The organism is Streptomyces sp. NBC_01217, assembly GCF_035994185.1.
Lineage (GTDB): Bacteria > Actinomycetota > Actinomycetes > Streptomycetales > Streptomycetaceae > Streptomyces.
In genome coordinates, this window is sequence record NZ_CP108538.1 from 2,366,710 (window position 1) to 2,378,824 (window position 12,115).

The 12,115-nt window shown below is 68.7% G+C and carries 8 protein-coding genes; 5 read left to right on the forward strand and 3 right to left on the reverse strand.

The window, feature by feature from the left end; translation table 11 throughout:
• Positions 1-72 precede the first annotated feature (72 nt).
• Positions 73-3,612, reverse strand: a complete 3,540-nt coding sequence (gene dnaE, locus OG507_RS10325) for a DNA polymerase III subunit alpha (protein WP_327366868.1) — start codon at positions 3,610-3,612, stop codon at positions 73-75.
• Between the two features lie 168 nt (positions 3,613-3,780).
• Between dnaE and OG507_RS10330 the strand changes: the two genes are divergently transcribed.
• The 5 genes from OG507_RS10330 to OG507_RS10350 all read left to right on the forward strand — a co-directional run bounded on the left by OG507_RS10330 (position 3,781) and on the right by OG507_RS10350 (position 9,809).
• Positions 3,781-5,106, forward strand: coding sequence for a DUF2252 domain-containing protein (locus OG507_RS10330; protein WP_327366869.1), 1,326 nt, complete (start codon positions 3,781-3,783; stop codon positions 5,104-5,106).
• A gap of 72 nt (positions 5,107-5,178) precedes the next feature.
• Complete coding sequence (locus tag OG507_RS10335; protein WP_327366870.1) at positions 5,179-5,910, forward strand: hypothetical protein; 732 nt, start codon at positions 5,179-5,181, stop codon at positions 5,908-5,910.
• 47 nt (positions 5,911-5,957) lie between these two features.
• Positions 5,958-6,773, forward strand: coding sequence for a DsbA family protein (locus OG507_RS10340; RefSeq protein WP_327366871.1), 816 nt, complete (start codon positions 5,958-5,960; stop codon positions 6,771-6,773).
• 85 nt (positions 6,774-6,858) lie between these two features.
• Positions 6,859-8,520 carry an alkaline phosphatase D family protein gene (locus OG507_RS10345; RefSeq protein ID WP_327366872.1) on the forward strand — a complete coding sequence of 554 codons (1,662 nt, stop codon included), beginning with the start codon at positions 6,859-6,861 and terminating at the stop codon, positions 8,518-8,520.
• A 284-nt stretch (positions 8,521-8,804) separates the two neighbouring features.
• Entirely contained in the window at positions 8,805-9,809 is a 1,005-nt protein-coding gene (locus tag OG507_RS10350) for a zinc metalloprotease (RefSeq protein WP_327366873.1), read from the forward strand.
• 51 nt (positions 9,810-9,860) lie between these two features.
• Here the strand turns inward: OG507_RS10350 and OG507_RS10355 are convergent, their stop codons facing one another.
• The gene (locus tag OG507_RS10355; RefSeq protein ID WP_327366874.1) at positions 9,861-10,439 is read right to left on the reverse strand and encodes a dienelactone hydrolase family protein; all 579 of its coding nucleotides are present in this window, start codon (positions 10,437-10,439) and stop codon (positions 9,861-9,863) included.
• Between the two features lie 41 nt (positions 10,440-10,480).
• On the reverse strand, positions 10,481-12,067 hold the full coding sequence (locus tag OG507_RS10360; protein ID WP_327366875.1) for a Na+/H+ antiporter: 1,587 nt from the start codon (positions 12,065-12,067) through the stop codon (positions 10,481-10,483).
• Positions 12,068-12,115 lie beyond the last annotated feature (48 nt).

Consider the following 12,115-nt stretch of genomic DNA (forward strand, 5'->3'; position numbering starts at 1 on the left):
CGTGCCGGATGACCGAGAGGGGCGCTCCCGCTTTCGCGGGGCGCCCCTCTCGTACGTCTGTCGCCGACCGGCTCAGCCGGCCAGGCAGGACGGGCCGAGCAGCACCTTCAGGTCGCCGAAGAGCGCCGGATCGGGCTTCACCCGGTGCCGGTCGAGCCGGAGCACCGTGGTCTTGCGGGGGCCCTGGAGCCTGATCCGTACCTCGGTGTCGCCGCGGTGGCTGCTGAGGACCTCGCCGAGGCGGCTGACCATCGGCGGGGTGATCTTGACCGTGGGGATGGTCAGGACCACGGGGGCGTTGGTGCCGGCCGACGAGATGTCGGGGACCTGCATCTCCATGGCGACGAGCCGGGGCACGTCCTCGCGCTTGTCCAGGCGTCCCTTGACGAAGACGACGGTGTCCTCGACGAGCTGGGTGGAGACCAGCTGATAGGTGGCGGGGAAGAACATGCACTCGATGGAACCGGCCAGGTCCTCGACGGTGGCGATGGCCCAGGCGTTGCCCTGTTTGGTCATCTTGCGCTGGAGGCCGGAGATGATGCCGCCGACGGTGACGATCGCCCCGTCGGCGTGTTCGCCGCCGGTCAGCTGGGAGATCGAGGAGTCGGCTTTGTCGGACAGCACGTGTTCCAGGCCGAAGAGCGGGTGGTCGGAGACGTACAGGCCGAGCATCTCGCGCTCCTGCGCGAGCAGGTAGGACTTCTCCCACTCGATGTCGGAGAACTCCACGTCGAGCCCGAAGCCCGGCTCGTCGCTCTCCTCCTCGCCCATGCCGCCGAAGAGGTCGAACTGTCCCTCGGCCTCCTTGCGCTTGACCTGCACCACGTTGTCGATCATCGGCTCGTGGTGGGCGACCAGGCCCTTGCGGGTGTGGCCCATCTCGTCGAAGGCGCCGGCCTTGATCAGCGACTCGACGGTGCGCTTGTTGCAGACGACCGCCTCGACCTTGTCCAGGAAGTCGGGGAAGGAGCCGTACTTCCCCTTCGCCTTGCGGCACCGGATGATCGAGTCGACGACGTTCTGACCGACGTTGCGGACGGCGGTCAGGCCGAAGAGGATCACGTCGTCGCCCTGCGCGGCGAAGTTCGACAGGGATTCGTTCACATTGGGCGGCAGCACCTTGATGCCCATGCGACGGCACTCGTTGAGATAGACCGCCGACTTGTCCTTGTCGTCCTTGACCGAGGTCAGCAGCGCCGCCATGTACTCGGCGGGGTAGTTCGCCTTGAGGTAGGCGGTCCAGTAGGTGACCAGGCCGTACGCGGAGGAGTGCGCCTTGTTGAAGGCGTATCCGGCGAAGGGGACCAGCACGTCCCACAGGGCCTGGATCGCCGCGTCGGAGTAGCCGTTCTTCTTGGCGCCCGCCTGGAAGAGCACGAAGTTCTTCGCCAGTTCGTCGGCCTTCTTCTTGCCCATCACGCGGCGCAGGATGTCGGCCTCGCCGAGCGAGTATCCGGCGACGATCTGGGCGGCCTTCTGTACCTGCTCCTGGTAGACGATCAGGCCGTAGGTCAGGCCGAGCGTCTCCTTGAGCGGCTCCTCCAGCTCCGGGTGGATCGGGGTGATCTCCTGGCGGCCGTTCTTTCGCTCGGCGTAGTTCGTGTGCGAGTTCATGCCCATCGGGCCCGGCCGGTACAGGGCCGAGACGGCGGAAATGTCCTCGAAGTTGTCGGGCTGCATCTGGCGCAGCAGGGAGCGCATCGGGCCGCCGTCGAACTGGAACACGCCGAGCGTGTCACCGCGGCAGAGCATTTCGTATGTCTTCGGGTCGTCCAGCGGGAGGCCGAGCAGGTCCAGCTTGACGCCCTTGTTGGTCTCCACCATCTTGACGGCGTCGTCCATGATGGTCAGGTTCCTGAGGCCCAGGAAGTCCATCTTCAGCAGGCCGAGCGACTCGCACTGGGGGTAGTCCCACTGTGTGATGGTGACGCCATCGGTGTGCCGCACCCAGATCGGGGCGTGGTCGACGATCGGCTCGCTCGACATGATGACGCCCGCGGCGTGCACGCCCATCTGCCGGACCAGGCCCTCGACGCCCTTCGCGGTGTCGATGACCTTCTTCACGTCCGGCTCGTTCTCGTACATCCCCCGGATCTCGCCCGCCTCGCTGTAGCGCGGGTGCTTGGGGTCGGTGATGCCGTTGAGGTCGATGCCCTTGCCGAGGACGTCGGCGGGCATGGCCTTGGTGAGCCGGTCGCCCATCGCGTAGGGGTAGCCGAGGACGCGGGCGGAGTCCTTGATGGCGTTCTTGGCCTTGATCTTGCCGTACGTGCCGATCATGGCGACCTTGTCGGCGCCGTACTTCTCCGTCACGTACCTGATCACTTCGACGCGCCGGCGCTCGTCGAAGTCGATGTCGACATCGGGCATGGAGACGCGCTCGGGGTTGAGGAACCGCTCGAAGATCAGTCCGTGCTCGATCGGGTCGAGGTCGGTGATGCCCATCGCGTACGCCACGATCGAACCGGCCGCGGAGCCTCGGCCGGGGCCGACCGCGATGCCGTTGTTCTTCGCCCACATGATGAAGTCGGCGACGACGAGGAAGTATCCCGGGAACCCCATCTGGATGATGACGTCCATCTCGTACTCGGCCTGCTTCTGCCGGTCCTCGGGGACGCCGCCGGGGTAGCGGCGGTTCATCCCGACCCGGACCTCTTCCTGGAACCAGGTGATCTCGGTGAAACCCTCCGGGATGTCGAACTTCGGCATCAGGTCGCGCTTCTCGAACATCCCGGTGGTGTCGATCTGCTCGGCGACCAGCAGGGTGTTGGCGCACCCCTGCTGCCAGGCGTCGGAGGAGTCGACGGCGTACATCTCGTCCGTCGTCTTGAGGTAGTAGCCCGTGCCGTCGAAGCGGAAGCGGTCCGGGTCGGAGAGGTTCTTGCCGGTCTGGATGCACAGCAGCGCGTCGTGCGCGGTGGCCTCGTGCGCGTAGGTGTAGTGCGAGTCGTTGGTGACCAGCGGCGGGATGTTCAGCTTCTTGCCGATTTCGAGGAGCCCGTCACGGACCCGGCGCTCGATCTCGATGCCGTGGTCCATCAGCTCCAGGAAGTACTTGCCCTCGCCGAAGATGTCCTTGTAGTCGGAGGCCGCCTGGACCGCCTCGTCGAACTGGCCGAGCCGCAGTCGGGTCTGCACCTCGCCGGAGGGGCAACCGGTGGACGCGATCAGGCCCTCGGACCACTGGGCGATGGTCTCCTTGTCCATGCGCGGCCACTTCTGCAGCCAGCCCTCGGCGTACGCGTCCGAGGAGAGCCGGAAGAGGTTGTGCAGCCCCTTCGCGTTCGACGCCCAGATCGTCTTGTGGGTGTAACCGCCCGAACCGGAGACGTCGTCGCGCTTCTGGTGCGGCTGGCCCCACTGGATCTTCCGCTTGTGCTTGCGCGACTCCGGGGCGACGTACGCCTCGATCCCGATGACCGGCGTCACACCCGCCTTCTTCGCCGAGTGGAAGAAGTCGTACGCCCCGTGCAGGTTGCCGTGGTCCGTCATCGCGATGTGCGACATGCCCATCTCGTTACAGGCGGCGAACATGTCCTTGAGCCGCGCGGCACCGTCCAGCAGCGAGTACTGGGTGTGGACGTGGAGGTGCGTAAAAGGCGGCTTGGTCACGGCGTCGGGCCTCCGGGGAAACAGGCAATGACTGGCTGGGGGGACAGCGTGGAAGTCTACGTCTTGGAGGTGACAACCGAGGGGCACTCCCGGGTACGGTCGCGCGTTGAAGGGCTGAGAAGTCCGTCCCATTTGTCATGCACGTCAGGTACCAGGAGGCACCCAGAGATGTCGGAAGCGCAGACCGGCGCAGCGCAGCGCGGGGAGCAGATTCTTGAGGTCTTCGACACCGCGTTCGGGGAGCTGCTGGCCGCCGATCCGGCTGCCTTCCGGGTCAAGTTCCGCAAGATGGCGGGCTCGGCGTTCGCCTTCTACCGGGGCACGGCGTGCCTGTTCTACAACGACCTGGAGCGGGAGCGGCACGGCGGCCCGTATCTGGACGAGCGGACCGGCCGGGTGTGGATCCACGGCGATCTGCACGCGGAGAACTTCGGCACGTACATGGACGCCAACGGCCGGCTGATCTTCAATGTGAACGACTTCGACGAGGCGTATGTCGGCCCGTTCACCTGGGACCTCAAGCGCTTCGCCGCCTCCGTCGCCCTGATCGGGTACGCGAAGGCGCTGGGCGACGACCAGATCAGCGAGCTCGTCCGGATCTACGCGGCGGCCTACCGCGAGCGGATCCACGCCCTGGCGGCGGGCGCGAAGAACGACGAGGTGCCGCCGTTCACGCTGGACACGGCGGACGGCCCGCTGCTGGACGCGCTGCGCGACGCCCGGTCGCTGACCCGGTTCTCGCTGCTGGACTCGATGACGGAGATCCGTGACTTCGAGCGCCGGTTCGCGGCGGGCGGCGGCTCGATCGATCTGGACGCGGCCACGCGCTACAAGGTGCTTGCCGCCTTCGACGGCTATCTGGAGACCCTGCCGGAGTCGAGCCTGACCCGCCCCGACTCCTACCGGGTGAAGGATGTCGTCGGCCGTCGCGGCATCGGCATCGGCTCGGCCGGGCTGCCCTCGTACAACATCCTTCTGGAGGGCAACAGCGACGCCCTGGAGAACGATGTGGTGATCTATCTCAAGCAGGCGCAGACCCCCGCGGTCTCCCGGCACATCACCGACGCGGCCGTGCGTGACTACTTCCAGCACGAGGGCCACCGCACGGTCATCTCGCAGCGCGCCCTGCAGGCGCACGCCGACCCGTGGCTCGGCTGGACCGAGCTGGACGGGGCCGGGCAGCTGGTCGCCGAGGTGTCTCCGTACGCGGTCGATCTCGACTGGTCCGACATCGACGAGCCGGAGGAGATCGCCGCGGTCGTCGCGGACCTCGGCCGGGCGACGGCGACGATGCACTCCGCGGCGGACGACGAGAGCGGTCACTCGCTGGTGCCGTTCTCCACCGAGCGGGCGATCGACGCGGCGATCGCGGCGGACGAGGAGGGCTTCACCGGCCTGCTGGTGGACTTCGCCCACAGCTACGGCGCCCGGGCCCGCGCGGACCACCAGATCTTCGTGGACCTCTTCCGCAACGGCCGCATCCCGGGGCTGTAGGGCTCCGCAAGCGGCCGGGCATTCCAAGGCCCCAAAAATCGCCTACAGGTTCGCATGCGACACTCCTCGACGATGGACATATCCGGGACGCAGCTCAGAGTCGTTCGCGCGGCGCTTTTCACAGCGCTCGTCGTGACGCTCTCCGCTGCGTCCCATGTGCTGCTCTCCCGGGTCCCGCTGCCGCTGACCGTCGTCGCCCTGCTGGCCGGCGTGGTCTTCGCGGTGGCGTACGCGCTGGCCGGCCGGGAGCGCGGTTTCGGGGCGATCGCCGGGCTGCTGGTCCCGCTGGAGCTGGCGGCCGACACCGTCTTCACCACCGGCCAGCACCTCTGTTACGGCGCGGCGGGCGGCCCGGTCACGGGTCCGCTGCGCTGGGTCGGCGTCGATGTGCTGTGCGGCGGCGGTGACCTCGGCGACGGTGCGTCGAAGATCGGCGGCGTCGGTGACGTCGGCACCCCGATCGCCTCGGTGACCGGCACCGGACACACGGCGGCCGCGCTGCTGGCCTCGCCCGGCCCCGCGGTGCCGTGGCTGCTGCTCGCCGCCCATGTGACGGTCGGGCTGCTCGCCGCGGCCTGGCTGCGGCACGGCGAGTCCGCGCTCGCCGGTCTGCTGGGGGCGGCCGCGGTCCTGGCGTTCCGGCCGCTGCTGATCGCGGTCGCCGTGGTGGGTACGGCCCGCCGCTCCGTACGCCGCGGAGTGCGCCCCGCCGGACGCGGCCCGCATCTGCCCGTACACGCCCGTCTGCTCGTGCACTCCGTGGGACGAAGGGGACCGCCGCGCTCGGCCTGCGTCTTCGCCTGAACACGTACACCCCGACGCCGTACCACCCACACCATGGAGAGACGAACATGAGCAAGCGCAACAGCCAGGCCAACAAGGCGGCGGCCCGCGAGCGTCTGCGCGCCGAGCGCGAGCGCCAGGCCAAGAGGGACAAGACCCGCAGGCAGCTCGTCGTCGGCGGCTCGATCGTCGCCGTCCTGGCGATCGTGGGCGCCGCCAGCTGGGGTGTCATGCAGCTGAACAAGCCGTCCCACTGGGAGGCGGCCGCGGACGCGAAGAACGTGACCGCGCCCAAGAACACCTCGGGCGACGACGGCACCACCGTCGTCATCGGCAAGTCGACCGCCAAGAAGACCCTGGAGCTGTACGAGGACTCGCGCTGCCCGGTCTGCGCCTCGTTCGAGCAGACCGTCGGCGAGACGGTGCACAAGGACGTCGACGCCGGGAAGTACAAGATCAAGTACATCGGTGCCACGTTCATCGACAACGGTGCGGGCGGCGAGGGCTCGAAGAACGCGCTGAGCGCGCTGGGTGCCGCGCTCGACGTCAGCCCGGAGGCGTTCCTCGACTACAAGTACGCGCTCTACTCCGCGAAGTACCACCCGGAGGAGACCGACGACAAGTTCAAGGACGACGCGTACCTGATCAAGGTCGCCGACACGGTCGACGCCCTGAAGGGCAACAAGGCGTTCCAGAAGAACGTCGAGGACGGTACGTACGACAACTGGGCGATGAAGATGTCCGCGACGTTCGACAAGAGCGGCGTGCAGGGCACCCCGACGCTGAAGATGGACGGCAAGACGCTCACCGGCGAGGGCACCGAGAACGCCCCCATGACCGTCGCCGAATTCAACACCGCGGTCACCAACGCCCTGAAGGGCTAATTCCGGGCGGCGGTTTCCCGACGGGCGGGCGAACATCCTTTGTTCGCCCGCCCGTTCGCTTTACCGGTCAGTAGGGTTCTCGTCCGTGACCAGCCGACACCTTCCCTCGCCACTGTCCGCTCCCAGCCGCCGCACGCTCGTCAAGGCCGCTGCCGCCACCGCCGTCGCCGTCCCCGTGCTGGGCGCCGCCACCCCCGCGCGTGCCGCGGACGGTCCGGCCTTCCTCCACGGCGTCGCCTCCGGCGACCCCCTGCCCGACGGCATACTCCTGTGGACCCGTGTCACCCCGACCCCCGACGCCGTGCCCGGCTCCGGCCGCGGCGCCGATACGGCGGTGCGCTGGGAGGTCGCCGAGGACAAGGGCTTCACCCGGATCGCCGCCCGGGGCACGACCGTCGCGAAGGCCGCTTCCGACCACACCGTCAAGGCCGATGTACGCGGGCTGAGCCCGGCCACCGCGTACTGGTTCCGCTTCTCGGCGGGCGACGGTACGCAGACGTTCTCGCCGACGGGCCGCACCCGGACCGCACCCGCGGCCGGTGCCACCACGCCCGGTGTGCGTTTCGGGGTGGTGTCGTGCGCCAACTGGGAGGCCGGGTTCTTCTCCCCGTACCGGCATCTCGCCGCCCGCGCCGACCTCGACGCGGTGCTGCATCTCGGCGACTACATCTACGAGTACGCGTCGGGCGCCTACCCGGCCGCGAAGTACGTCGTACGGCCGCACGAGCCGAGGCACGAGATCCTCACCCTCGCCGACTACCGCACCCGGCACGGCAATTACAAGACGGACACCGACCTCCAGACCCTGCACGCCACCCACCCGGTGATCGCGATCTGGGACGACCACGAGTTCGCCAACGACGCCTGGTCGGGCGGGGCCGAGAACCACACCCCGGGCACGGAGGGCGCCTGGGCCGACCGGGCGGCGGGCGCCAAGCAGGCGTACTTCGAGTGGATGCCGGTCCGCGCCTCCACCGAGGGCACGGTCTACCGGCGGCTGCGCTTCGGCAACCTGGCCGATCTCCACCTCCTCGATCTGCGCACCTTCCGCTCCCAGCAGTCGACGATCGGCAACGGCTCGGTCGACGACCCGGACCGCACGATCACCGGCCGGGCACAGCTGGACTGGCTGAAGTCGGGCCTGGCCGGCTCGGACGCCACCTGGAAGCTGGTCGGTACGTCCGTGATGATCTCGCCGGTCGCGTTCGGCTCCGTACCCGCGCATCTGCTGGAGCCGCTGGCCGGGTTGCTGGGGCTGCCCACGGAGGGTCTCGCCGTCAACGTCGACCAGTGGGACGGCTACACGGACGACCGCAAGGAGCTGATCGCGCATCTGCGGGACCGGTCGATCACCAACACGGTCTTCCTGACCGGCGACATCCACATGGCGTGGGCCAATAACGTGCCGGTGAAGGCCGCGACGTACCCGCTCTCGGCGTCGGCCGCCACCGAGTTCGTGGTGACGTCGGTGACCTCGGACAATCTCGACGACATCCTCCATGTGGCGCCGCAGACCGTCTCGGTGGTCGCCGCCGCCGCGGTCAAGGCCGCCAACCGCCATGTGAAGTGGGTGGACATGGACTCGCACGGCTACGGCGTCCTGGATGTGACTGCCGAGCGTTCGCAGATGGACTACTACGTGGTCTCCGACAGGACGAAGCAGGACGCGACCTCCGCCTGGACGCGTTCGTACCGGACGCTCAGCGGAACGCAGAAGGTCGAGCGGGTGGACCGCCCGGTGCGTTGAGGGTCTGTTTTCAGCCACCGAGGCTCATGTTGACGGCGCATTACATCGCTACGGCGGGTGGTGTGTCCTCCGGCTCCAATGGGGACACACCACCGCCGGGGTAACGCCGGACGTTACGTCCGCATCTCAAACTCTGGAACGCACAGAATTATTTCTCCCCCTTCCCCCGGTTTGCCCCATGAATCATTGGGCCTGATCGATTCTCCTCAAGATCTGACATGCGCACGTAATCTCCCGGCGGCAGGTGAGGAAATCCCTCCCCCACACATCCGCGAGGAGTCCCTGTGCGCGCTCTTGCCCGTATATCGCCACGTCTGCGTCACCGTGCGATCGGCACCGCCGTCCTGGCCGGAACGCTGGCCCTGGCACCGCTTTCCGCCACCACCGGCTCCGCCGCCGCGAAGGCGACGGTCTCCTCCGCGTCCGCCGCGTCGAACGCCGAGAAGTGCGCGAGCGAGGCAAGCACCAGCGCCACCGCACGCGAGGCCCGCCCCTCGGGCACCGAGCACGCCGCCGACCCCAATGAGCTCACGACGTCCCAGGCCAAGGCCATGGATGCCCAGCTCAAGGAGAGACTCGCCGACCGCCGGGTCAGCGGCTCCACGCTCGCCGCCGGAGCGACCGTCCCGGTCTACTTCCACGTCATCCACTCCGGCACCACGGGCAAGCTCACCTCGGGCGACATCAGCAGCCAGATGAACGTGCTGAACGCGGCCTACAGCGGCCAGGGAACGGGCAACACCGACTCCGGCTTCCAGTTCTCGCTGGCCGGCACCGACTACACCGACAACGCCTCCTGGTACAACCTCTCCTCGGGCTCGTCCGCCGAGAGGGCGATGAAGACGGCGCTGCGCAAGGGCGGTGCGAACGCGCTCAACGTCTACACCGCCAACCTCGGCGGCGGGCTGCTCGGCTGGGCCACCTTCCCCAGCTCGTACAACTCCAGCCCGAGCATGGACGGCGTCGTCGTCCTGGACGCCTCGCTGCCCGGCGGTTCGGCCACCAACTACGACGAGGGCGACACCGCGACCCACGAGGTCGGCCACTGGATGGGGCTCTACCACACCTTCCAGGGCGGCTGTAACGGCAACGGCGACTACGTCTCCGACACACCCGCCGAGAAGAGCGCCGCGTTCGAGTGCCCGACCGGGCGCGACACCTGCGCCAACAAGACGGGGGTCGACCCGATCCACAACTTCATGGACTACACCTACGACTCCTGCATGTACCAGTTCACCGCGGGCCAGGTGCAGCGGATGAGCGACAGCTGGACCGCCTACCGCGGATGATCCGTCCTGTCCGTCCGAAGGGCCCCGCACCGCGCGGGGCCCTTCGCTCGCTCACAGCGTGGCGAGGAAGCCGAGCGCGACCTTCCAGGCCAGCTCGGCCGCGGCCGCGTCGTGGTCCGGCAGTTCGGCGTCCGTGAAGAGATGGCCCGCGCCCGGGTAGCGGTAGATCTCCACATCGGCGCCGGTCCGCTGCATCTGCAGATACCAGGAGTTCAGCCAGTCGTGCGTCTCGAACGGGTCCGGGTCCGCGACATGCAGCTGTACGGGCAGCTCGTCCACCGAGGCGTTCTCGGCGATGTCCGAGGTGCCGTGGAACAGCAGCAGACCGCGCGCCTTCTCGTCACCGAGCGCCAGCGTCTGGGCGGTGGACGCCCCGAAGGAGAAACCCGCGTACACCAGGCCCCGGTCGGAGTAGGGCGCGGCGGCCAGCACGGCCCTCCTGAGCAGTTCGTCCTTGCCGACCTCTTCCTTGAAGGCCAGGCCTTCCTCGACGGTCTCGAAGATGCGCCCCTCGAAGAGATCCGGCATCTGCACCTCGTGCCCGGCGGCGCGCAGCCGGGCGGCGGCCGCGTGCACGGCGGGGCGCAGTCCGTACGTCGAGTGGAAAAGCATGATGTTCATGGGGCCCATGGTGCCAGTCGCACAGGACACCGGCGCCGCACGGCACCGCGTCACCGCAGGCTGCGTACGTCCAGCTGCCGCAGCACCCGGTCGACGACCTCCGGGTCCGCACCCGCCTCGCTGCGGGCCGAGAGCACCGCGTGGCGGGCGGCCGACATCATTTCGCGCTGGACGCGGCTGACCGCCCTGAAGCGTTCGGCGCGCTGCGCATAGGCCTCACGGCGCTCCTCGTCGACCATGTCGGGGCTGATCCGCGCCCCCATGTCGTACGCGAGGCGCTGTAGCCGCTCCGCGACCTCGTCCGGGAACTGCTCGACCTCGCGGATCTCCTTGAGCCGTTGCTTCGCGGCCTTCGCCGCACGGATCGCGAGGTCCCGCTCCAGCGCCGCCTCGGCGTCCGTGTCCGCCCGGACGCGGAGTCTGCGCACCAGCCACGGCAGGGTGAGTCCCTGGACGACGAGCGTGGCCATGATCACGGCGAAGGCGATGAAGACGATCTCGTCCCGGCCCGGGAACGGATTCCCGTCGTCCGTCTTCAGCGGAATCGCGAGCGCCAGCGCGACCGAGGCCACTCCGCGCATCCCGGACCACCACATCACGACGGTCTCCCGCCAGCTGGTGGGGATCTCCTCGCTGACGTCGCGCCGGGTGTGCAGCCGCTTGGCGAGCCAGGTCGCGGGCAGCAGATACAGCAGCCGTACGCCGACGACGACCGCGACGACGGCCAGCCCCCAGCCGAGCATCCGTAGCTCGCGCCCGTCGGCCGTCCCGAAGACGTTGTGCAGTTCGAGGCCGATAAGTCCGAAGGCGACCCCGGTGACGAGGGTGTCGACGATCTCCCAGAAGGTTCGGCCGGTGAGCCGCCCGAGGACGTCGTCGGCGTCGGCGGTGTGCTCGGCGAGGAAGAGCGCGGTGGTGAGGACGGCCAGCACACCGGAACCCATCAGCTCCTCCGCGAGCACATAGCTCACGAACGGCACCAGCAGGGTGAGACCGACCTGGAGCGTGGCATCACCGAGCAGGCCCATGAGCTTGATGGTGACCCAGCCGAGCACGAGACCCACGGCCACGGCGACGACGGCGGAGAGGATCAGCAGCCCGAATGCCTCCGGCAGGGAGAACGTGCCGCTCACCGCGGCGGCGATCGCCACGTGGTACAGCACGATCGCGGTCACGTCGTTGAACAGCCCCTCGCCCTCCAGGATGGAGACGAGCCTGCGCGGCAGTCCGACCGAGCCCGCGACGGCCGTCGCCGCGATCGGGTCCGGCGGGGCGACGAGCGCGCCGAGCGCCACGGCGGCGGCGATGGGCAGCCCGGGCACGATCGCGTTGGCGACCGCGGCGACGGCGGCCGTCGTGATGAAGACCAGCGCCACGGCCAGCAGAAAGATCGGTCGTCTGTTGGCGGCGAACTGCCGCCAGGAGGTGCGCTGCACGGAGGCGTAGAGCAGCGGCGGCAGCAGCGCGGGAAGAATGATCTCGGGCGGGATGTCCACGTTCGGTACGAAGCTGAGGAACGCCATGCCGACCCCGGCGAGCGTCATCAGCACCGGCGCGGGCAGTCCGAGACGCTCCCCCAGGGGCACCGTGACCACGGCTCCGAGCAACAGCAGGAGGAGCAGTGCCATCTGGTCCACGAGGTGCCTTCCGGAGCACGGAGAGCCGAACTCTGTGATCGGCGGATC

Coding starts and splice junctions, on each gene's coding strand:
- OG507_RS10330 (WP_327366869.1), top strand. CDS start 3,781: ATGTCGGAAGCGCAGACCGGCGCAGCGCAGCGCGGGGAGCAGATTCTT.
- OG507_RS10335 (WP_327366870.1), top strand. CDS start 5,179: ATGGACATATCCGGGACGCAGCTCAGAGTCGTTCGCGCGGCGCTTTTC.
- OG507_RS10340 (WP_327366871.1), top strand. CDS start 5,958: ATGAGCAAGCGCAACAGCCAGGCCAACAAGGCGGCGGCCCGCGAGCGT.
- OG507_RS10355 (WP_327366874.1), bottom strand. CDS start 10,439: ATGGGCCCCATGAACATCATGCTTTTCCACTCGACGTACGGACTGCGC.